The sequence below is a fragment of the Leclercia sp. UBA2479 genome (assembly GCF_002341985.1).
Taxonomy (GTDB): domain Bacteria; phylum Pseudomonadota; class Gammaproteobacteria; order Enterobacterales; family Enterobacteriaceae; genus Enterobacter; species Enterobacter pneumoniae.
Genome location: NZ_DDPB01000010.1, coordinates 104,700 through 126,148, shown reverse-complemented (window position 1 = coordinate 126,148; position 21,449 = coordinate 104,700). Strand labels below are relative to the sequence as shown.

The 21,449-nt window shown below is 55.9% G+C and carries 16 protein-coding genes; 6 read left to right on the top strand and 10 right to left on the bottom strand.

Annotated features, from left to right (window positions below; translation table 11 throughout):
* Positions 1-10 precede the first annotated feature (10 nt).
* Positions 11-247, top strand: a complete 237-nt coding sequence (feoC, locus tag B3B59_RS16525; protein WP_286809566.1) for a [Fe-S]-dependent transcriptional repressor FeoC — start codon at positions 11-13, stop codon at positions 245-247.
* Positions 248-283: 36 nt separating this feature from the next.
* Here feoC and B3B59_RS16520 read toward each other — a convergent pair whose 3' ends face one another.
* Positions 284-553 carry a YdgH/BhsA/McbA-like domain containing protein gene (locus B3B59_RS16520; RefSeq protein ID WP_040078280.1) on the bottom strand — a complete coding sequence of 90 codons (270 nt, stop codon included), beginning with the start codon at positions 551-553 and terminating at the stop codon, positions 284-286.
* Between the two features lie 112 nt (positions 554-665).
* The gene (gene bioH / locus B3B59_RS16515; RefSeq protein WP_286809565.1) at positions 666-1,439 is read right to left on the bottom strand and encodes a pimeloyl-ACP methyl ester esterase BioH; all 774 of its coding nucleotides are present in this window, start codon (positions 1,437-1,439) and stop codon (positions 666-668) included.
* 37 nt (positions 1,440-1,476) lie between these two features.
* Between bioH and gntX the strand changes: the two genes are divergently transcribed.
* From gntX to gntT, 3 genes are all read left to right on the top strand, one after another.
* The gene (gene gntX / locus B3B59_RS16510) at positions 1,477-2,160 is read left to right on the top strand and encodes a DNA utilization protein GntX (RefSeq protein ID WP_286758440.1); all 684 of its coding nucleotides are present in this window, start codon (positions 1,477-1,479) and stop codon (positions 2,158-2,160) included.
* Positions 2,161-2,218: 58 nt separating this feature from the next.
* The gene (nfuA, locus tag B3B59_RS16505) at positions 2,219-2,794 is read left to right on the top strand and encodes a Fe-S biogenesis protein NfuA (RefSeq protein ID WP_040078277.1); all 576 of its coding nucleotides are present in this window, start codon (positions 2,219-2,221) and stop codon (positions 2,792-2,794) included.
* Positions 2,795-3,144: 350 nt separating this feature from the next.
* On the top strand, positions 3,145-4,461 hold the full coding sequence (gntT, locus tag B3B59_RS16500; RefSeq protein WP_046886770.1) for a gluconate transporter: 1,317 nt from the start codon (positions 3,145-3,147) through the stop codon (positions 4,459-4,461).
* Between the two features lie 32 nt (positions 4,462-4,493).
* Here the strand turns inward: gntT and malQ are convergent, their stop codons facing one another.
* Positions 4,494-6,584, bottom strand: a complete 2,091-nt coding sequence (gene malQ / locus B3B59_RS16495) for a 4-alpha-glucanotransferase (RefSeq protein WP_286809564.1) — start codon at positions 6,582-6,584, stop codon at positions 4,494-4,496.
* A 9-nt stretch (positions 6,585-6,593) separates the two neighbouring features.
* Positions 6,594-8,987 (bottom strand): maltodextrin phosphorylase, encoded by a 2,394-nt coding sequence (gene malP / locus B3B59_RS16490; RefSeq protein WP_286809562.1) that lies wholly within the window; start codon positions 8,985-8,987, stop codon positions 6,594-6,596.
* A 638-nt stretch (positions 8,988-9,625) separates the two neighbouring features.
* On the opposite strand from malP, the gene malT reads away from it, so the two are divergent.
* Positions 9,626-12,331, top strand: coding sequence for an HTH-type transcriptional regulator MalT (gene malT / locus B3B59_RS16485; RefSeq protein ID WP_046886773.1), 2,706 nt, complete (start codon positions 9,626-9,628; stop codon positions 12,329-12,331).
* Between the two features lie 134 nt (positions 12,332-12,465).
* On the opposite strand, the gene B3B59_RS16480 is transcribed toward malT, so the two are convergent.
* Genes B3B59_RS16480 through glpE form a run of 3 tightly spaced genes read right to left on the bottom strand, consistent with a single transcriptional unit; the run spans position 12,466 to position 14,447 of the window.
* Positions 12,466-13,224, bottom strand: a complete 759-nt coding sequence (locus B3B59_RS16480) for a DeoR/GlpR family transcriptional regulator (RefSeq protein ID WP_040078270.1) — start codon at positions 13,222-13,224, stop codon at positions 12,466-12,468.
* Between the two features lie 18 nt (positions 13,225-13,242).
* Positions 13,243-14,073, bottom strand: coding sequence for a rhomboid family intramembrane serine protease GlpG (glpG, locus tag B3B59_RS16475; protein ID WP_040078268.1), 831 nt, complete (start codon positions 14,071-14,073; stop codon positions 13,243-13,245).
* Between the two features lie 44 nt (positions 14,074-14,117).
* Positions 14,118-14,447, bottom strand: a complete 330-nt coding sequence (glpE, locus tag B3B59_RS16470) for a thiosulfate sulfurtransferase GlpE (RefSeq protein WP_040078267.1) — start codon at positions 14,445-14,447, stop codon at positions 14,118-14,120.
* 211 nt (positions 14,448-14,658) lie between these two features.
* Between glpE and glpD the strand changes: the two genes are divergently transcribed.
* Positions 14,659-16,167 (top strand): glycerol-3-phosphate dehydrogenase, encoded by a 1,509-nt coding sequence (glpD, locus tag B3B59_RS16465; protein WP_046886775.1) that lies wholly within the window; start codon positions 14,659-14,661, stop codon positions 16,165-16,167.
* Between the two features lie 81 nt (positions 16,168-16,248).
* Here the strand turns inward: glpD and glgP are convergent, their stop codons facing one another.
* Genes glgP through glgC form a run of 3 tightly spaced genes read right to left on the bottom strand, consistent with a single transcriptional unit; the run spans position 16,249 to position 21,444 of the window.
* On the bottom strand, positions 16,249-18,696 hold the full coding sequence (glgP, locus tag B3B59_RS16460; RefSeq protein ID WP_040078265.1) for a glycogen phosphorylase: 2,448 nt from the start codon (positions 18,694-18,696) through the stop codon (positions 16,249-16,251).
* A 19-nt stretch (positions 18,697-18,715) separates the two neighbouring features.
* Positions 18,716-20,149, bottom strand: coding sequence for a glycogen synthase GlgA (gene glgA, locus B3B59_RS16455; RefSeq protein WP_046886776.1), 1,434 nt, complete (start codon positions 20,147-20,149; stop codon positions 18,716-18,718).
* Entirely contained in the window at positions 20,149-21,444 is a 1,296-nt protein-coding gene (gene glgC, locus B3B59_RS16450) for a glucose-1-phosphate adenylyltransferase (protein ID WP_040078263.1), read from the bottom strand. The genes glgA and glgC overlap by 1 nt, the downstream gene beginning before the upstream one ends.
* Positions 21,445-21,449 lie beyond the last annotated feature (5 nt).

Below are 21,449 nucleotides of genomic sequence, written 5' to 3'. Positions count from 1 at the left end.
GGAGCGCAATATGGCATCGATGATTGACGTTCGGGATTTACTGGCGCTCCAGGGAAGAATGGAGGCGAAACAGATCGGTCTTCGTCTGCATACCCCGCAGGCGCTGGTGGATGCCATGCTGCACCGTCTTGAGGCGATGGGTAAAGCAATACGTATTCAGGAGGAGCGCGACAATTGCCTCTCCGGCAGTTGTAAAAGTTGCCCCGAAGGGAAAGCCTGCCTCAGGGAGTGGTGGGCGCTGCGTTAATCAGGAAGCCGGGCATCACTGCCCGGCTCGCCTTGCTTACTTAAAGACTTCTGCGGTTGCGCGTACGTTTTTCGTATCTTTATTGGCGCTGGTAACCACAAAATATTTTCCGCCCATTTCGTCCGCTTTCTGCGAAAGCTCTTTTTTAGCGTCCATTGGCGCCGTGGTGTCAGACGTTGAAATCTCACCGACTTTGGTCAAATTCATCTCTTTCGCTTTGTCTTTTTCCAGCTCCTGTGCCGCAAAGACGCCAAAAGAAAGTGACCCGATAACCAGAGATGTAACAATACCTGTAACAAGTTTCATAGTCATAACTCCCAAAGAAATTGTTGTTTTGATAGTCGTAGGCAGAACAACCGCAACGACTTCTTGAGTATTGTTGCGGCACGTGACTTTTGCCAGGCGGATTAAAAAACAATCATTCGATGCGTTGACGTAGCGCAATCAGCGCGGCGCAAAATTCGGCGGGATGAGAGACAAACGGCGCATGTGCCGCTTTAGGGATTACCAGCGATTCGCTATCAGGCCATAGCGCATCCAGCAAGGGGACGATCTTGCGCGGTACCAGCCCATCCAGGTAGCCGTAGATCCGCAGATGCGGCATCGCCAGCGCAGCCAGCGGCGCGCGCAGATCGACCGTTTTTAACATCTCCAGACCACCGTTCAGCACGCTGACGTCGGGCATTGGCAAAGACAGCACGGTGCTTTTGAGCAGGCGCGCATCCTGGCGAGCAGTGTCGGTGCCCATGGTTTGTAGCGCCAGAAAACGCTCTACCGTGCGCTGAAAATCGTCACTCAGCTGTTGCTGGAACCCGGCTAACACCTCGGGTTTGATACCCGGCCACCCCTCACGCGCGCTAAAGCAAGGCGAAGATGCCACCGTCACCAGCGCCTGAACGCGCCTCGGGTGCGTCAGTGCGATCTGGCTCGCCACCAGCCCGCCCAGACTCCAGCCGAGCCAGATCGCGTTTTGCGGCGCACGTTCCAGAACCTCTTCGGCCATCGCCTCCAGCGTCAAAGCCTGATAGCCGCGGCTGCGGCCGAAACCGGGCAGATCCACCAGGTGCAGGGTAAAGTGCGAGGCGAGTTCCTCGCGAATTGTGTTCCACACTTCGGCATTCAGCCCCCATCCGTGCAGCAGCACAAGATGACAATTTCCTGTGCCTACGGTCTGCCACCAAAGACTCTTCATCGCTTACTGTTCTCTTTTATCTACAAGGAGGAGAGCTATGCTAACAGTGCCTGGCTTGTGCTGGCTATGTCGGATGCCCTTAATGCTGAGCCATTGGGGCATCTGCTCAGTCTGTGAGAAAGCCATTACGCCACAGCGTGGATGCTGTCCGCAGTGTGGCTTATCGGCATCCAGCCTTTTTCTGCCGTGCGGACGCTGTCTGCGCAGGCCACCGCCCTGGCAGGCACTGGTGGCAGTCTGTCCCTATATCCCCCCGGTCAGCAGGCTGGTACATCAGTTTAAATTTTCTCGTCGCAGCCAGCTGGCGCAACCGCTGGCAAGGCTGTTGCTGTTAGCAATATTGCGGGCCAGACGCACCCGGGCACTGCCCCCGGTGGAGATGATTGTCAGCGTGCCGCTCTGGTCTCGGCGTCACTGGCGGCGCGGGTTTAACCAGAGCGACCTGCTCTGCCGTCCGCTGGCGCGCTGGCTCAAGTGTGACTACAACCCCGCCGCCCTTCGACGCACCCGGCCCACCGCTACCCAGCACCAGCTTAACGCCAGATTGCGAAAGCAGAACCTGAAGCAGGCGTTTCAGCTTGAATTCCCGGTGGCGGGTCGCCATATCGCTATTGTGGATGATGTCGTGACAACAGGTACGACCGTGGCTGAACTATCCCGCCTGCTTTTGCGAAGCGGCGCGGCCTCGGTTCAGGTATGGTGTCTGTGTCGAACCTTGTAGCGCCCCCAGGTTGGGCGTATTATAACCAGGTATTTTAGTCAACTATTAGGCCAATGCTATGATCCGTATTTCCGATGCTGCACAAGCGCACTTTGCCAAACTGCTGGCAAATCAGGAAGAAGGGACCCAGATTCGCGTTTTTGTCATCAATCCGGGTACCCCGAACGCAGAATGCGGCGTCTCTTATTGCCCACCGGACGCTGTGGAAGCAACTGACACCGCCCTGAAATTTGAGCAACTGACTGCCTATGTCGATGAGCTGAGCTCACCGTATCTGGAAGATGCGGAGATTGATTTTGTGACCGACCAGTTGGGTTCGCAGTTAACGCTGAAAGCGCCAAATGCCAAAATGCGCAAAGTGAGCGATGACGCTCCGCTGATGGAACGCGTTGAGTACCTGCTGCAGTCGCAAATTAACCCGCAGCTGGCCGGGCACGGCGGTCGCGTCTCCCTGATGGAGATCACCGAAGATGGCCTGGCGATTCTGCAGTTCGGCGGTGGCTGTAACGGCTGTTCCATGGTCGACGTCACCCTGAAAGAAGGGATTGAAAAGCAGCTGCTGAATGAGTTCCCGGAGCTGAAAGGCGTGCGCGATCTCACCGAGCACCAGCGCGGCGAGCACTCTTACTACTAAGTTCCCGTCTGTTTTGCCCGGTGGCGGCGTCGCTAACCGGGCCATAGAACCCGACTCCAGGCCGGGCCATGCGTTTACGCTGGCCCGGCTTTTCTTTTGCCCTCTCCTGCACCATAAGTTGACCTGCGTCTCATAATTCAAATTTTGACCGGCCGGGTGATTCTCAAATCACCAATGTTACCCGTATCATTCGCGTGGGCACTAACCCCCCCAATAACAGCCGACTAAACTAGGTAGTCTGGACGGTATCAGTGTTAGTGCCATTACAACTCTGTTCCCAGTTGGGGCAATTGGACAATAGTCGTTGAAACAACGACGTTACCCATAACAATTCAAAGGCCAGGTCAATCATGCCATTAGTCATCGTAGCTATCGGTGTTGTGTTATTACTGCTCTTGATGATCCGTTTCAAAGTGAACGGCTTCATCGCTCTGGTTCTGGTGGCGCTTGCAGTCGGTTTGATGCAGGGTATGCCGCTGGTAAAAGTTATCAGCTCTATTAAAGCCGGTGTCGGCGGTACGCTGGGTAGCCTGGCGCTGATCATGGGCTTCGGTGCCATGCTCGGTAAAATGCTGGCGGACTGCGGTGGCGCACAGCGCATTGCAACCACGTTGATTGCCAAATTTGGTAAGCAGCATATCCAGTGGGCGGTGGTGTTAACCGGCTTTACCGTGGGTTTCGCCCTCTTCTATGAAGTCGGTTTCGTACTGATGCTGCCGCTGGTGTTCACCATTGCCGCCGCGGCGAATATTCCTCTGCTGTTTGTTGGCGTTCCGATGGCGGCGGCGCTCTCCGTCACGCACGGCTTCCTGCCACCGCACCCGGGCCCGACCGCAATCGCGACCATCTTCCATGCCGATATGGGTAAAACCCTGCTGTTCGGTACCATTCTGGCTATCCCGACCGTTATCCTCGCAGGCCCGGTGTTTGCACGCTGCCTGAAAGGGATCGACAAGCCTATTCCGGAAGGTCTGTACAACGCTAAAACCTTCACGGAAGAAGAGATGCCAAGCTTTGGCGTCAGCGTCTGGACCTCTCTGGTACCGGTTGTGCTGATGGCGATGCGCGCCGTGGCGGAGATGGTTCTGCCAAAAGGTCATGCTTTCCTGGGCGTGGCTGAATTCCTCGGCGACCCGGTTATGGCTACCCTGATTGCGGTGCTGATTGCCCTCTTCACCTTCGGCCTGAACCGTGGCCGTAGCATGGATCAGATTAACGATACCCTGAGCTCTTCGATCAAAATCATCGCCATGATGCTGCTGATCATCGGCGGCGGCGGTGCGTTTAAACAGGTTCTGGTTGATAGCGGCGTGGATAAATACATCGCCTCTATGATGCACGAAACCAATATCTCGCCGATCCTGATGGCCTGGTCTATCGCCGCAGTACTGCGTATCGCCCTCGGTTCTGCAACCGTGGCAGCCATTACTGCCGGGGGGATTGTTGCCCCGCTGATCGCCACTACCGGCGTCAGCCCGGAGCTGATGGTGATTGCCGTCGGTTCGGGTAGCGTGATTTTCTCGCACGTGAACGATCCGGGCTTCTGGCTGTTCAAAGAGTACTTCAACCTGACTATCGGCGAGACCATTAAGTCCTGGTCAATGCTGGAAACCATTATTTCAGTCTGCGGCCTGGTGGGCTGTCTGCTGCTGGCAACGGTGGTATAAAAAAACGAAACCCGCCATCCGGCGGGTTTTTGTTATTTCTGGCGTTTTGACAGCGCTTTTCGCCGCTTATCCAGATCCTTAATTAGCTTGTTCACCCCGTCATCGGTAAACATCGCCTCCAGCGAGGTGGATAACTTCCGGCGCCAGTTCTTGTACTGATAACTGGTGCCAGGAATGTTCACCGGCCCGGCCATATCGAGCCAGTCTTCTGGCTGCAACCCTAACAGCGCACTGTTGCTATCGGCAATGTAACGCTGCATACCGCGATTCAGGGTTGGGGTCATCGCCATCAGCGACGCTTTGTGACCGGTACGTTTCGGCAGACAGCCATGTTTATGTAACGCATCCAGCAGCCCCTGCTTCGACAGCTCTCTGTCCTGATACAGCCCGCGCAGCACCACCTCATCGGGATATAGCCCTAAGGTTTTACCGAGCGTGAGATCGCCACTCTCCCAGTAGCCTCTGAGCGTAGGAAGGTCATGCGTCGTCGCGACTGCCATTGACTGCTGAGGATACGCTTGCGGCGCACGGAAATTCTTCTCATGGTCGTTTTCAAAATAGAGCACCTTGTAGGAGTAAACGCCGCTGTCGCGCAGTTTACTGACGATCTCGACCGGCACGGTGCCAAGGTCTTCGCCAATCACCATGCAGTTGTGGCGCTTGCTTTCCAGCGCCAGGATCGCGAGCAGATCGTCTACCGGGTAGTGAACGTAAGCGCCGTGATCCGCGGTTTCACCGTAGGGTATCCACCACAGACGCAGCACCGACATCACATGATCGATACGCAGCGCGCCGCAGTTCTGCATGTTGGCACGCAGCAGTTCGATGAAGGGCTCGTAGGCACGAGACACGATAACGTGCGGATCCATCGGCGGCAGTCCCCAGTTCTGGCCCAGGGGGCCGAGAATGTCCGGCGGTGCGCCTACCGAGGCTTTCAGACAGTAGAGTTCACGGTCGCACCAGGTCTCCGCTCCCCCTTCTGCCACCCCCACCGCCAGGTCGCGATAAAGACCAATCGGCATGTTGTAACCCTGGCTTACCTGCCAGCAGGCGGCGAACTGGGTATACGCCAGCCACTGCAGCCAGAGGTAGAACTCCACTTCGTCAGCATGCTGTTCGCAAAAGGCGCGGACCTGGGGGGAGTCAACGGACTGATAGGCCTCCGGCCAGACCGGCCACCCCCAGCGCATTTCGTCCTCTTTAACCTGCTGCGCATGCAGCGCATCGAACGCCGCCTGCCAGTACAGGCTTTCGCCTTCGGCGGCGATAAACTGCCGGAAGGCCAGCATATCGGCATCGTCACGCTGAGAAAAACCTTTCCACGCCATACGCAGGGCGGCCATTTTCAGCGCCGTCACGGTGGCGTAATCCACCCATTCAGCCTCACGCGCCTGCTTCAGCGCCTGTTGCGTGGTATCTAACGCCCACCATGCCTGCGCCTCAGCACTGTTTTTAAAGTCATCTAAGGCGTTAACATCGATATAAATCACGTTCAGCCAGCGACGAGACGACGGGCTGTACGGGCTGGCGCTCTCCGGGTTCGCCGGGTAAAGCGCATGAATCGGGTTCAGGCCAATAAAGGCGCCGCCGCGCTCACCCACTTCGGCGAGCATCGATTTGAGATCGCCAAAATCACCGATCCCCCAGTTGGCTTCTGAACGCAGGGTGTAGAGCTGTACGCAAGCCCCCCACAACTTTTTCCCTTCCAGCAAAGCCTGGGGTTCATAGCAGCGTTTGGGCGCCACAATCACGCGGCAGTGCCAGCGATGGTCGTCACGGGTTAGCGTCAGGGTGTGGTAGCCCTCCGGCAACTTTGCCGGAAGGTTCAGGTTTTTGCCGCCAGTGGCATGGCCTTTATGCTGTTGCCCCGTTTCAGTGGTCAGCAGCCAGGCAAACTCACCGTGGCCTTCGATCGGCAGCAGCATTTTTTTACCGGCAGTGAATACTTTCACATTCGGTACAGGGGTGACCGTTGCTTTTGCGCCGGGTGTGGCTTTGTGCATAGCATCCAGCAAACGCCTTTTGGTCTCAGCACCAATAGACTGCGGTTTACCATGAGCATTGATGTAGCTGGGGCTGATCCCCGCCGCCAGGGCGGCATTATCGAGACGTTTGCTTTCCATCGCGCTTCCTTAGCGTTTTGCCTGCCAGATACGAGCCTGGTAGTCACGGATTGAGCGGTCAGAGCTGAACATGCCGCAGCGCGCGGTATTCAGAATACAGGCGCGGGTCCAGGCATCCTGGTCACGGTACAGCACGTCCACCTGTTTTTGCGCATCCACATACGCCGTAAAGTCGGCCATCAGCAGATAAGGATCGCCGCCCTGTTTACCTATGCTGTGCAGCATCTGGTCGAAGGCGTGCTTATCCCCGTCGCTGTATTTACCGCTTTCCAGCTCTTTCAGTACGGCATCCAGCACTTTATCTTTCTTACGCCATTTCACCGGGTCGTAGCCTTTGGCTTTCAGGGCCTTCACCTCTTCCACGGTATGACCAAAGATAAAGATGTTTTCGTCGCCCACCTGCTCGGCAATTTCCACGTTCGCGCCGTCCAGAGTACCCACGGTCAACGCGCCGTTGAGTGCCAGCTTCATATTGCCGGTGCCCGAGGCCTCTTTACCGGCCGTGGAGATCTGCTCTGAGACATCCGCCGCCGGGATCAGCAGCTCTGCCGCTGAAACGCAGTAATCCGGCAGGAAGACCACTTTCAGCTTATCGCCCACTTTCGGGTCGTTATTAACCGCTTCTGCCACCTTATTGATAGCAAAGATAATGTTTTTCGCCAGGTAGTAACCGGGTGCCGCCTTGGCACCGAACAGGAATACGCGCGGTACGCGGTCGGCCTGCTGGTTCTCGCGGATCTCTTTGTACAGCGCCAGAATATGCAGCAAATTCAGGTGCTGACGTTTGTATTCGTGCAGGCGTTTAATCTGGATATCGAACAGCGCGTGCGGGTTGATCTCAATGCCGGTGCGCGCTTTGACAAACTCTGCCAGACGCACTTTGTTCTCCTGCTTGATGGCCCGATACTGCTCGCGGAATTTCGCGTCATCGGCATACTTTTCCAGGTTGATGAGCTGATCAAGATCGTTAGTCCACTCTTTCTGCAAAGTACTGTCGAGCAGTGCAGAGAGCGCCGGGTTGCACTGTTTGATCCAGCGACGCGGCGTAATGCCGTTGGTCACGTTGTGGAATTTGTTTGGCCACAGCTGGTGATATTCCGGGAACAGGTCTTTCACCACCAGATCGGAGTGCAACGCAGCCACGCCGTTCACCGCAAAGCCACTCACCACGCAAAGATTCGCCATCCGCACCTGTTTGTCATAGACGACCGCCAGCTTCGCCCAGATTGCTTTGTCGCCTGGCCAGGTTTGGTCGACCTGTTTTTTGAAGCGGTTGTTGATCTCGTTAATCAGCTGCATATGGCGTGGCAGCAGGGTTTTAATCAGCTTCTCATCCCAGCACTCCAGCGCTTCTGGCATCAGGGTGTGGTTGGTGTAAGCAAAGGTCTTACTGGTGATGGCCCAGGCATCGTCCCAGCTCATCTGGTGCTCATCGATCAGCACGCGCAGCAGTTCCGGGATAGCGATCGTCGGGTGAGTGTCGTTCAACTGGATAACTTCGAAATCAGCCAGATCGGCCACGTTACGGCCCGCCAGATGGTGGCGACGCAGAATATCGGCCACTGAACAGGCGCACTGGAAATATTGCTGCATCAGACGCAGTTTTTTACCCGCCAGATGGTTGTCGTTCGGGTAGAGCACTTTTGTCAGTTTGTCGGCGTCGATACCCTGCTGCTCTGCGCGCAGGAAATCACCGTCGTTGAATTTGGTCAGGTTGAACGGGTGAGCGTGTGTCGCTTGCCACAGACGCAGCGGCTGAGCCACGCCGTTACGGTAGCCCAGCACCGGCAGATCCCAGGCCTGGCCGGTGATGGTAAAGCCTGGCTCCCAATGCCCCGCTTTTGTCACTTTACCGCCGATGCCCACCTGCACATCCAGCGCCTCGTTGTGGCGGAACCAGGGATAGCTGCCGCGATGCCAGTCGTCCGGCGCCTCCTTCTGCTGACCATCCGCAAAGGATTGACGGAACAGGCCGTACTGGTAATTCAGACCATAGCCGGTGGCCGACTGGCCAACCGTCGCCATTGAGTCCAGGAAACAGGCCGCCAGACGCCCCAGCCCACCATTACCCAACGCCGGATCAATCTCCTCTTCGAGCAGATCGGTAAGGTGAATATTGTGGCCTTTAAGCACATCGCTCACCTCCTGGTACCAGCCCAGGTTCAGCAGGTTGTTACCGGTAAGGCGGCCAATCAAAAACTCCATGGAGATATAGTTGACGTGACGCTGCCCTTTAACCGGCTTTGCCGCAGGCTGGGCGTTCAGTAACTCGGCGAGCGCACCGCTAACGGCTTGCCACCACTGGCGAGACGTCATCTCCTCTGCGGCGACTAAACCAAAACGTTGCCACTGACGCGTCAGTGCGGCCTGAAATTGCGCTTTGTTGAAGGTAGGCTGTGACATAGGGAAACGGCATCCTGTAGAAAAAAATAAACACGTTGGTGCTAGTGTGCCTGGCTCATAAACGCTCTTCCTCCTCCTGCCAGGGATTAGCCAGGGAGGAGTACCGGGGATGAGCATCAAAGTGTGATCGTGGCCACTTTATCCACCCGGTTTCGCCCTTCAGCGCTCAAGAAAACAGTCCGAATCGCCGCCTGTCTCAGAAGAGGATGAACGAAATGTCATCAACACAATAAGGTCATCCTTGTGACAATATGTTTTTTAAGGTCGTCAGAAATAGCGCAGGCAAGAAATAATTACTCACGTGAAATAATATTTTTCGACATTAACGTTAAACCAACGTTTTATTTTATAGGGATGACAGTCGCGAAACTTTATTAACTCAGGTGATTGTTAACCTTCGTTTACGGTTTGGCTTGTTAAAGCAGCAGCTTCGGTGCAACCCAGTATCCATGCGCTCTCAAGGCCAATATAAAAGTTCCCTGCCATGCGGTAATATTTTTGTGACAGAGTGCAAATTCAGGCGCATTAAAAACGGTCATAACTTGCAATAAAAGTGTTTCTGGCCGAACTTATAAGCATTAATTACGAAGCGCAAAAAAAATCAAAATTCTCGTTTTCCACACAGTGAAGTGAATACCATGTTGATTCCGTCCAAATTAAGTCGCCCCGTTCGCCTTGACCATACCGTGGTTCGCGAACGGTTACTGGCGAAACTTTCCGGCGCGAACAATTTCCGACTGGCGCTGGTAACGAGCCCTGCGGGCTATGGCAAAACAACGCTCATTTCACAGTGGGCGTCAGGTAAAAGCGATCTTGGCTGGTTCTCCCTTGATGAGGGCGATAACCAGCAGGAGCGCTTTGCCAGCTATTTGATCGCCGCCATTCAGCAAGCCACAAACGGCCACTGCGTCACCAGCGAAGTCATGGTGCAAAAGCGCCAGTATGCCAGCCTCTCTTCACTCTTCTCGCAGCTGTTTATTGAGCTGGCCGAGTGGCACCGTCCGCTATTCCTGGTCATTGACGATTATCATCTGATCACCAATCCGGTGATCCATGAATCGATGCGCTTCTTCCTGCGCCATCAGCCAGAAAACCTTACCCTGGTGGTGCTGTCGCGTAACCTTCCGCAGTTGGGTATTGCCAACCTGCGCGTTCGCGATCAACTGCTTGAGCTGGGCAGCCAGCAGCTCTCCTTTACCCATCAGGAGGCGAAACAGTTCTTCGACTGCCGCCTGACGTCCCCGATTGAAGCCGCCGAGAGCAGCCGTCTGTGTGACGATGTTGCCGGCTGGGCCACCGCTTTACAGCTTATCGCCCTCTCCGCGCGGCAGAACAATAGCCCCACACATCAATCCGCACGGCGTCTGGCAGGCATTAACGCCAGCCACTTGTCAGATTATCTGGTCGACGAAGTGCTCGACAGCGTTGACACCTCCACGCGGCAGTTCCTGCTGAAAAGCTCGCTGCTGCGTTCGATGAACGATGCGCTGATTGTTCGCGTCACCGGTGAAGACAATGGCCAGATGCGGCTGGAGGAGATTGAACGCCAGGGGCTGTTCCTGCAACGCATGGACGACTCAGGCGAATGGTTTAGTTACCACCCGCTGTTTGGCAGCTTCCTGCGCCAGCGTTGTCAGTGGGAGCTGGCCACCGAGCTGCCGGAGATCCACCGCGCCGCAGCGGAAAGCTGGATGGCGCAAGGCTTCCCGAGCGAGGCCATCCACCATGCGCTGGCGGCGGGTGATGCCCATATGCTGCGCGATATCCTGCTCAATCACGCCTGGAGCCTGTTCAACCATAGCGAACTGACGCTGCTGGAAGAGTCGTTGCGTGCCCTGCCGTGGGAGAGCCTGCTGGAGAACCCGCGTCTGGTGCTGCTGCAGGCATGGCTGATGCAGAGCCAGCACCGCTACAGCGAAGTGAACACCCTGCTTGCCCGCGCCGAGCAAGAGATGAAAGGCGATATGGATAGCTCGCTGCACGGTGAGTTTAACGCCCTGCGCGCCCAGGTCGCCATTAACGATGGCGATCAGGAAGAGGCTCAACGCCTGGCGATGGTTGCTCTCGATGAGCTGCCGCTGGCAAACTTCTATAGCCGTATCGTTGCCACCTCGGTGCATGGCGAAGTGCTGCACTGTAAAGGCGATCTCGCCCGCTCGCTGGCGCTGATGCAGCAGACCGAACAGATGGCACGTCGGCACGATGTCTGGCACTACGCGCTGTGGAGCCTGATTCAACAAAGCGAGATTCTGTTTGCCCAGGGCTTTTTACAGGCCGCCTGGGAGTCGCAGGAGAAGGCATTCCAGTTGATCCGCGAGCAGCATCTTGAACAATTACCGATGCACGAATTCCTGCTGCGTATTCGCGCACAGCTGCTGTGGGCCTGGGCCCGTCTGGATGAAGCAGAAAGCACCGCCCGCCACGGCGTGGAAGTGCTTTCGGCATTCCAGCCGCAGCAGCAGCTGCAGTGCCTGGCGCTGCTGGTGCAGTGTTCACTGGCGCGCGGCGATCTGGATAACGCCCGTAACCACCTTAATCGCCTGGAAAACCTGCTTGGCAACGGCCAGTACCATAGCGACTGGGTCTCTAATGCGGATAAAGTGCGGGTGATTTACTGGCAGATGGTGGGTGATAAAAAATCGGCCGCCAACTGGTTACGCCAGACGCCGATGCCAGAATTTGCCAATAACCACTTCCTGCAGAGCCAGTGGCGCAACATCGCCCGGGTGCAGATTTTACTGGGTGATTTCGAACCGGCAGAGATCGTGCTGGAGGAGCTGAACGAAAACGCACGCAGCCTGCGTCTGATGAGCGACCTGAACCGTAACCTGCTGTTGCAAAACCAGCTCTACTGGCAGGCAGGTCGTAAAACTGATGCCCAGCGCGTCTTACTGGAAGCGCTGCAGCTGGCTAACCGCACCGGTTTTATCAGTCACTTTGTGATTGAGGGCGAAACCATGGCGCAACAGTTACGTCAGCTGATTCAACTGAACACCCTGCCCGAGCTGGATCAGCATCGTGCGCAGCGTATTCTGCGTGAAATTAACCAGCACCATCGGCACAAATTCGCCCATTTCGATGAGACCTTTGTCGAGCGTCTGCTGACCCATCCGGAAGTGCCTGAGCTTATCCGCACCAGCCCGCTCACCCAGCGTGAATGGCAGGTACTGGGGTTAATTTACTCGGGATATAGCAATGAGCAGATCGCCGGGGAGCTGGCGGTAGCCGCAACCACTATCAAAACCCATATCCGTAATCTGTACCAGAAACTTGGCGTGGCGCATCGCCAGGATGCAGTACAGCATGCCCAGCAGCTGCTGAAGATGATGGGGTATGGCGTGTAGTTATGCGCGTACAGAAATGAAAATGGCAACCTCGGGTTGTCATGCCATATTCCGCTGAACATGAGGTGAACGGAACAATTTCACCCTGTTTAACCGATCGGCATGACAACCGAAGTTTTCGTGTTGCTTTTACCTCAGCACAGCTCAAGCTGCATTTTATGGTCGTTAATCACCTTCAGCACCCCTTCAGGCGGCACCTCATCGGTATAGACCGCATCCACCATGCTGATACTGCCCATATTCACCATCGCGTTACGCCCGAATTTCGAGTGATCGACCACCAGCATGACGTGGCGGGAATTCTCAATAATGGCGCGCTTGGTACGCACTTCATGGTAATCGAATTCCAGCAGCGAGCCGTCGGTATCAATGCCGCTAATGCCAAGAATGCCGAAGTCGAGGCGGAACTGGGAGATAAAATCGAGTGTCGCTTCGCCAATGATCCCGCCGTCGCGGCTGCGCAACTCTCCCCCGGCGAGGATGATGCGGAAATCCTCTTTCTGCATCAGCGTATTGGCCACGTTCAGGTTGTTCGTCACCACGCGCAGATTCTCATGGTCCAGCAGCGCGTGGGCCACCGCCTCCGGTGTGGTACCGATATCGATAAATAAGGTGGCGCCGTTTGGGATCTGGCTCGCGACCTTACGGGCGATACGCTCTTTTTCTGACGTCTGGGTCGCTTTACGATCATGCCAGGAGGTATTGACCGAGCTGGAGGGAAGCGCCGCACCGCCGTGGTGGCGTAAAATTCGGTTCTGATCGGCCAGGTCGTTCAGGTCACGGCGAATGGTTTGCGGGCTGACGGCGAACTGTTCAACCAGCTCTTCCGTACTGACATACCCCTGCTTTTTCACCAGTTCGATAATGGCATCATGACGTTGTGTCTGTTTCATCAAATATCCCTGCCAGAATTATGTTCGTTTTCGCGCATGCAGCGTATCGGCAAACGCCATCGCCAGCCCAACGGCCAGACCGGCCACGTGTGCACCGTTAGCTATCGCCATTCCGAACAGATCAAACCATCCGGCAATTAACCATATTAACGCAAAGGCAATTAAGCCGCGCTGAAGAAAGATGCCGCTTTCAGGATCGCGCTCGCCGCGCAGCCAGACGTAGCCCATCAAGGCGTAAACGACGCCCGAGAGCCCACCGAACCACGGGCCGCTGAATTTATGCTGCACATAGCCGCTCAGCAAGGCGCTGATAAGGGTGATAACAATGAGTTTACCGCTGCCGAGCCGTTTCTCTACGGCACCGCCGAGATACCACCACCACAGCAGGTTAAAGAGAATGTGCAGGAAGGAGAAGTGCATCAGCGCATGGCTGAAGTAGCGCCAGACATCGAACTGCACCGACGGATCATAGGGCCAGGCCAGCAGCACCATCACACTTTGGTCACCTACGACGTTCATGATGATAAACGTCAGGATACAGGCCGCCATCAGCAGCAGCGTGAACGGGCCGGCACGCTCACGCACCGTGGCTAAAAACGGAAAACGGCGGTAGTGCAGCCCGCTACCGGTGTGGCCGGATTGCCAGCTGGCCGCCAGATAGCGCGGGTCGCCCGGGTTTTCCAGAAAGCGCGCCAGCTCGGCATGCACGCGTTCGGCCTGGCTCTCATCTGCCAGCCAGACGTCCGTTTGCGTATGTTGTTGGATAGTCAGGATCACACCCTGCGTCGCCATGTAATCGACAAACGCCTGAGCGACGCGCGGGTTGGTAAAGGAGGTAATCATCAGCATTGGCAGCGGTCGCTTATTCCACACAAAGGGGGACAGTATATACCTTAAAACCCAGTGTGCTCGACTTCCGCCGGGAAATGACGGTGCCAGGCGTCGAAACCGCCATCCACGCTGTAGACCGCGTCATAACCCTGTTGCAGCAAGTATTGTGCTGCACCTTTGCTACTGTTGCCGTGATAGCACATCACCATCACCGGGGTATCGAAGTCGTTGTCACGCATGAAATCACTAAGGGAGGCGTTAGTGAGGTGAAACGCACCCGGGGTGTGACCCATGGCAAAGCTTTGCGGGTCGCGAATATCTACCAGTACAGCGGTTCCCTGGTGCATCTTCTGGTGGGCTTCTTCGACATTAATACATTCAAACTGATCCATGCGGCTCTCTTTCGGTTATTCAAGGTGGTGCGAAGTGAGGTAAGGACCCCACTATTTTACCTTCTAGTGTACGTCCTGGCGGCGGGTAAACGCCATTATGTTAGCTGTATCACTCTAAATTGTTTTTTTAATGTTACCAAAGGCGCGTTCCTTTGCTATTATGAGCGATATCGAACATTTTTGAACGTAAGCGAAAGTGCGTGAGGATACGATGGAAACCAAAGATCTGATTGTGATAGGTGGCGGCATCAACGGTGCCGGGATTGCGGCCGATGCCGCTGGCCGTGGTCTGTCGGTATTAATGCTGGAAGCGCAGGATCTCGCTTGCGCAACCTCCTCCGCCAGCTCCAAGTTGATTCACGGCGGCCTGCGCTACCTTGAACACTACGAGTTTCGCCTCGTGAGCGAAGCGCTGGCTGAGCGCGAAGTGTTACTGAAAATGGCCCCGCATCTCGCCATCCCGATGCGCTTCCGCCTGCCTCACCGCCCGCACTTGCGCCCGGCGTGGATGATTCGTATCGGTCTCTTTATGTACGATCATCTGGGTAAACGCACCAGTCTGCCCGGCTCTACCGGTGTGCGTTTTGGCGCAGAATCGGTCCTTAAGCCAGAAATCGTGCGCGGATTCGAATATTCAGACTGCTGGGTCGATGATGCCCGTCTGGTGCTCGCAAACGCGCAAATGGTGGTTCGCAAAAATGGTGAGGTGAAAACCCGCACCCGCGCGACCTCCGCACGCCGCGAGAATGGTCTGTGGATTGTTGAAGCAGAAGATATCGATACCGGCGAGAAGTTCAGCTGGCAAGCGCGCGGGCTGGTTAATGCGACCGGTCCATGGGTGAAACAGTTCTTTGACGACGGCATGAAGCTGCCTTCGCCGTACGGTATTCGCCTTATCAAGGGCAGCCATATCGTCGTGCCTCGCGTGCATACCCAGAAGCAGGCTTATATTCTGCAGAACGAAGACAAGCGCATCGTGTTTGTGATCCCGTGGATGGATGAGTTCTCCATTATTGGCACCACCGACGTGGAGTACAAAGGCGACGCCAAAAATGTCGAAATCGACGAGAGCGAAATCAGCTACTTGTTGAAGGTGTATAACGCGCACTTCAAAAAGCAGCTGGGTCGCGAAGATGTGGTCTGGACTTACTCCGGCGTGCGTCCGCTGTGCGATGACGAATCCGATTCGCCGCAGGCCATCACCCGTGATTACACGCTGGATATTCACGATCAAGACGGTAAGGCGCCGCTGCTCTCCGTGTTTGGCGGTAAGCTCACCACCTACCGTAAGCTGGCGGAACACGCGCTGGAGAAATTGACTCCGTATTACACCGGCATTGGCCCGGCATGGACCAAAGGCGCTACCCTGCCGGGGGGTGATATCGACGGAAACCGGGATGACTACGCGGCAAAACTGCGTCGCCGTTATCCGTTTATCAGCGAATCGCTGGCCCGCCACTATGCCCGTACTTATGGCAGCAACAGCGTCCAGCTCCTCGGCGATGCCAAAGAGATAGCCGATTTGGGCGAGCACTTCGGACATGAGTTTTACGAAGCGGAGCTGCGCTACCTGGTTGAGCACGAGTGGGTGCGCCGTGTAGAGGATGCGCTGTGGCGTCGTACGAAAGAGGGGATGTGGCTGGATGCCGAACAGCAATCGCGCGTGGCGCAGTGGCTGGTCAGAAACGCCCCAAAGCGTGAATTATCGCTTGCGTCCTGATGGGACAGTGCGGGCTGATGCCCTCACCCATAGGGTGAGGGTGAAAAAATGAAAACGGCAACCGACGTTGCCGTTTTGCTTTTACAACCTTACCGGGTCGATATGCCATATAGTCTCGGCATACTCTTTAATCGTCCTGTCTGAAGAGAAATACCCCATATTGGCGATATTGTGCATCGCTTTGGTGGTCCACTCTTCGGGACGGCGATAAAGCTCGTCAACCTTATCCTGACAATCCACATAGCTCCGGTAGTCGGCCAGTACCTGATAGTGGTCACCAAAGTTAATCAGCGAATCCACCAGGTCGCGGTAGCGGCCAGGCTCGTCCGGATTAAAGACCCCGGTGGCGATCTGCGTCAGCACCTGACGAAGCTCTTCATCCTGCTCGTAGTAGTCACGCGGTGAATAGCCCTTCGCCCTTAGCGCCTCAACTTCTTCGGTGGTATTGCCGAAGATAAAGATATTCTCTTCACCCACGTGCTCCAGCATCTCGACGTTGGCCCCATCCAGCGTGCCGATAGTCAGCGCACCGTTAAGGGCAAATTTCATGTTACTGGTGCCGGACGCTTCCGTCCCTGCAGTGGAGATCTGCTCAGAGAGATCCGCCGCCGGAATGATCAACTGCGCCAGGCTCACGCTGTAGTTAGGTATGAAGACCACCTTCAGCTTATCGCCAATCTGCGGATCGTTGTTGATCACTTTCGCTACATCGTTGATCAGATGAATGATGTGCTTCGCCATGTAGTAGGCCGAGGCCGCTTTACCGGCAAAGATATTGACCCGCGGCACCCAGTTGGCGTCCGGATCGGCCTTGATGCGGTTGTAACGGGTGATCACGTGCAGCACGTTCATGAGCTGGCGTTTGTACTCGTGGATACGTTTAATCTGCACATCGTAGAGCGCTTTCGGGTTCGCGACTACGTTCAGATGCAGCGCCATCCATACCGACAGCCGTTTTTTATTCAGCAATTTGGCGTCACGCACCGCTTTGTTCACGGTCGGGAAGTCGGCATGCTGCTCCAGCTCGCTAAGCTGGCTCAGATCGGTACGCCAGTTGCGGCCAATGTTCGCATCCAGCACCTCAGAGAGCGGCTTATTGGCCAGCGCCAGCCAGCGACGCGGGGTAACACCGTTGGTGACGTTACAGAAACGCATCGGGAATATTTTGGCAAAGTCAGCAAACAGCGACTGCACCATCAGGTTGGAGTGCAGTTCCGACACACCGTTGACCTTATGGCTAATCACCACCGCCAGCCATGCCATGCGCACGCGACGGCCATTAGACTCATCGATAATAGAGGTGCGGCTCAGCAGCCCGGTGTCGTTCGGGTACTGTTCCTGAAGCGTTTTCAGGAAGTAGTCATTGATCTCGAAGATAATTTGCAGATGGCGCGGCAGAATTTTGCCCAGCATGTCCACCGGCCAGGTTTCCAGCGCTTCGCTCATCAGCGTGTGGTTGGTGTAGGAGAAGACCTGGCAGGTTACCTCAAAGGCATCGTTCCAGCTGAACTTATGTTCGTCGATCAGCAGGCGCATCAGCTCCGGAATCGAGAGTACCGGGTGGGTGTCATTAAGGTGGATGGCGGTCTTCTCCGCCAGATTGTTATAGGTTTTATGCAGCTGGTAGTGGCGGTTCAGAATGTCCTGCACCGTCGCCGACACCAGGAAGTACTCCTGACGCAGGCGCAGCTCACGGCCCGAATAGGTGGAGTCGTCCGGGTAGAGTACGCGTGACACATTCTCCGAGTGGTTTTTATCTTCCACTGCCGCAAAGTAGTCGCCCTGGTTAAATTTACCCAGGTTGATTTCACTACTGGCCTGCGCGTTCCACAGGCGTAGGGTGTTGGTGGCGTCGGTGTCATAACCCGGGATAATCTGGTCATAGGCGACGGCAAGGATCTCTTCGGTTTCAACCCAGCGGGATTTTTTCCCTTCCAGTTGAACGCGGCCGCCAAAGCGCACTTTATAGCGGGTATTGTGGCGCTTGAACTCCCAGGGGTTACCGTATTCGAGCCAATAGTCCGGCGACTCTTTCTGCCGCCCGTCGACGATGTTCTGCTTGAACATGCCGTAATCATAGCGAATACCGTAGCCGCGCCCCGGCAACGCCAGAGTCGCCAGCGAGTCGAGGAAACAGGCCGCCAGGCGCCCCAGACCCCCGTTGCCAAGGCCCGGGTCGTTCTCTTCGTCGATCAACTCTTCTAAATCTAACCCCATCTCTTCCAGCGCGTTTTTTACGTCGTCATAAATCCCTAGCGACAACAAGGCGTTGGAGAGGGTGCGGCCAATCAAAAACTCCATCGACAGATAGTAAACCTGACGTGTCTCTTGCGACAGCTGGGCGCGGTTGGATCGCAGCCAGCGTTCTACCAGGCGGTCGCGCACCGCGAATAAGGTGGCGTTAAGCCACTCGTGTTTATTGGCGATGACTGGATCTTTCCCAATGGTGAACATCAGCTTATAGGCAATGGAGTGCTTTAAAGCCTCTACGCTGAGGGTGGGTGATGCATAAGAAAAAGGTGCATTCATATCTATGATTCCAGCGTTGTTATATCAAGCGTTGATAAAGATCGCGGTAAGACTGCGCCGCAACTTGCCAGCTAAAATCCATCGCCATCGCCTGACGCTGCACAAAACGCCAGAGAGAAGGACGAGACCACAACACGAAAGCACGGCGGATCGCACGCAACAGCGACCAGGCATTACTGTCTTCAAACGCAAAACCGGTGGCGATGCCGTCCGCCAGGTTCTCCAGCGAGGTGTCGGATACCGTATCCGCCAGCCCCCCGGTGCGACGCACAAGCGGCAAGGTACCGTATTTCAGGCCATACAGCTGAGTCAGGCCGCAGGGCTCGAAACGACTCGGCACCAGAATCACGTCCGCACCGCCCATAATGCGATGCGAGAAGGCTTCGTGATAACCAATCTGAACCCCCACCTGCCCCGGATGCTCTGCCGCAGCGGCCAGGAAGCCCTCCTGCAACACCGGATCGCCCGCCCCCAGTAGCGCCAGTTGCCCGCCTTGCTCCAGCAGGCCTGGCAAGGCTTCCAGCACCAGATCCAACCCTTTCTGGCTGGTCAGACGGCTGACGACCGCGAACAGCGGGACTTTGTCGTTAACCTTCAGCCCCATTGCTATCTGCAGCTGGCGCTTGTTTTCGGCCTTATCTTCAACCGAATCCCGGTTGTAGCGCGAGGCCAGCAGCAGGTCTGTTTCCGGACTCCAGATCTTCTCATCCACGCCGTTAAGAATGCCCGATAAGCGCCCTTCACGGTGGCGCTGGGTCAGCAATCCTTCCATACCGTAGCCAAACTGCGCTTCGGTAATTTCCCGCGCGTAGGTCGGACTCACCGCCGTAATGTGATCGGCGTAATAGAGGCCGGCCTTCAGGAAAGAGATCTGGCCGTTGAACTCCAGCCCGTGCATGTTAAAGAATGACCATGGCAGTTCGATGTCATCCATGTGCTGCGCATAAAACATGCCCTGATAAGCCAGGTTGTGTACCGTAAACACCGACTTTGCCGGACGCCCTCGCGCCGCCAGATAGGCAGGCGCTAGCCCGGCATGCCAGTCGTGCGCATGAACCACATCCGGGTGCCAGAAAGGATCCAGGCCGCAGGCCATTTCACAGCCTACCCAACCCAGCAGCGCAAAACGCAGCACGTTGTCGGTATAGGCAAATAAGTTAGTGTCGTGATACGGGCTTCCAGGTCGGTCATACAGGTGTGGCGCATCAATCAGATAGATACCCACGCCGTTGTAATGCCCGAACAGCAGTGTGATACGCCCGGCAAACGTCTCCCGGCGGCTCACCACCTGTGCATCAGGTATGCCGCGACGGATGTCTGGAAAAGCGGGCAGCAGCACGCGCGTATCAACACCACCGGCAATTTGCGCAGCCGGTAAAGCACCAATAACATCCGCCAGCCCGCCCGTTTTCAATAATGGGAACATCTCCGAACATACATGTAAGACCTGCATTATCGCTCCTGTTTGACCTGCAGTTTGCGCAGCATTTCACGCGTAACCAATACAATGCCTTCTTCTGAGCGGTAGAAACGACGCGCGTCCTCTTCCGCGTTCTCACCAATCACCATCCCTTCCGGAATGACGCAGGCACGGTCTATAACACAGCGGCGCAAACGGCATGAGCGCCCTACCCACACATCCGGCAGCAGTACCGCCGAATCGATATTACAGAATGAGTTCACCCGTACTCGCGGGAAGAGCACGGACTGCACCACCACGGAGCCGGAAATAATGCAGCCGCCAGAAACCAGCGAGTTCAGCGTCATACCGTGGCTACCGGAACGGTCCTGCACAAACTTCGCGGGCGGCAGCGACTCCATATGGGTGCGGATCGGCCAGTTCTGGTCGTACATATCCAGCTCCGGCGTAACGGAGGCCAGATCCAGGTTCGCCTTCCAGTAGGCTTCCAGCGTTCCCACATCGCGCCAGTAAGGCTCTGAGGCCGGATCGGACTGAACGCAGGAGAGCGGGAAAGGATGTGCATAGGCCATGCCAGATTTCGTGACCTTCGGAATAATGTCCTTCCCGAAGTCGTGGCTGGACTGCTCGTCATTGTCGTCCTCTTCCAGCAGTTGGTAGAGGTAGTCGGCGTCAAAGACGTAGATGCCCATACTGGCCAGGGAACGATCGGGGTTACCGGGCATGGCGGGCGGATTGGCAGGTTTCTCGACAAAATCGATCACTTTGTCGTGTTCATCCACGGCCATAACGCCAAAGGCGGTTGCCTCGGCAATGGGCACCGGCAAGCACGCCACGGTGCAACGTGCACCCTTTTCAACGTGATCGATGAGCATGCGCGAGTAGTCTTGCTTGTAGATATGGTCCCCGGCGAGGATCACCACATACTCCGCATCGTAGCGACGAATGATATCCAGGTTCTGGGTGACCGCATCCGCTGTACCGCGGTACCAGTTCTCACCATGCACACGTTGCTGGGCAGGCAACAGATCGACAAACTCGTTCATCTCCTCACTGAAGAACGACCAGCCGCGCTGAATATGTTGCACCAGCGTGTGGGACTGGTACTGAGTGATCACGCCAATGCGGCGAATACCTGAGTTAAGGCAGTTTGAAAGTGCAAAGTCGATAATACGGAACTTGCCGCCAAAGTGGACGGCGGGTTTGGCACGCGTGATTGTTAAATCTTTTAAACGGGTACCGCGACCACCAGCAAGAATCAGGGCTACAGATTTTAATGGCAGTTGACGCGCTAGCATTAATGGATCGTTCTTATCTAACCTAACCATGACTA

What these genes read in the sequence shown, in the direction of transcription:
- malT (WP_046886773.1), top strand. Translation starts at nt 9,626, where the DNA reads ATGTTGATTCCGTCCAAATTAAGTCGCCCCGTTCGCCTTGACCATACC.
- glpG (WP_040078268.1), bottom strand. Translation starts at nt 14,073, where the DNA reads ATGCTGATGATTACCTCCTTTACCAACCCGCGCGTCGCTCAGGCGTTT.
- malQ (WP_286809564.1), bottom strand. Translation starts at nt 6,584, where the DNA reads ATGGAAAGCAAACGTCTCGATAATGCCGCCCTGGCGGCGGGGATCAGC.
- B3B59_RS16480 (WP_040078270.1), bottom strand. Translation starts at nt 13,224, where the DNA reads ATGAAACAGACACAACGTCATGATGCCATTATCGAACTGGTGAAAAAG.
- feoC (WP_286809566.1), top strand. Translation starts at nt 11, where the DNA reads ATGGCATCGATGATTGACGTTCGGGATTTACTGGCGCTCCAGGGAAGA.
- gntT (WP_046886770.1), top strand. Translation starts at nt 3,145, where the DNA reads ATGCCATTAGTCATCGTAGCTATCGGTGTTGTGTTATTACTGCTCTTG.
- glgA (WP_046886776.1), bottom strand. Translation starts at nt 20,149, where the DNA reads ATGCAGGTCTTACATGTATGTTCGGAGATGTTCCCATTATTGAAAACG.
- glgC (WP_040078263.1), bottom strand. Translation starts at nt 21,444, where the DNA reads ATGGTTAGGTTAGATAAGAACGATCCATTAATGCTAGCGCGTCAACTG.
- malP (WP_286809562.1), bottom strand. Translation starts at nt 8,987, where the DNA reads ATGTCACAGCCTACCTTCAACAAAGCGCAATTTCAGGCCGCACTGACG.
- glpD (WP_046886775.1), top strand. Translation starts at nt 14,659, where the DNA reads ATGGAAACCAAAGATCTGATTGTGATAGGTGGCGGCATCAACGGTGCC.
- glpE (WP_040078267.1), bottom strand. Translation starts at nt 14,447, where the DNA reads ATGGATCAGTTTGAATGTATTAATGTCGAAGAAGCCCACCAGAAGATG.
- bioH (WP_286809565.1), bottom strand. Translation starts at nt 1,439, where the DNA reads ATGAAGAGTCTTTGGTGGCAGACCGTAGGCACAGGAAATTGTCATCTT.
- gntX (WP_286758440.1), top strand. Translation starts at nt 1,477, where the DNA reads ATGCTAACAGTGCCTGGCTTGTGCTGGCTATGTCGGATGCCCTTAATG.
- B3B59_RS16520 (WP_040078280.1), bottom strand. Translation starts at nt 553, where the DNA reads ATGAAACTTGTTACAGGTATTGTTACATCTCTGGTTATCGGGTCACTT.
- glgP (WP_040078265.1), bottom strand. Translation starts at nt 18,696, where the DNA reads ATGAATGCACCTTTTTCTTATGCATCACCCACCCTCAGCGTAGAGGCT.
- nfuA (WP_040078277.1), top strand. Translation starts at nt 2,219, where the DNA reads ATGATCCGTATTTCCGATGCTGCACAAGCGCACTTTGCCAAACTGCTG.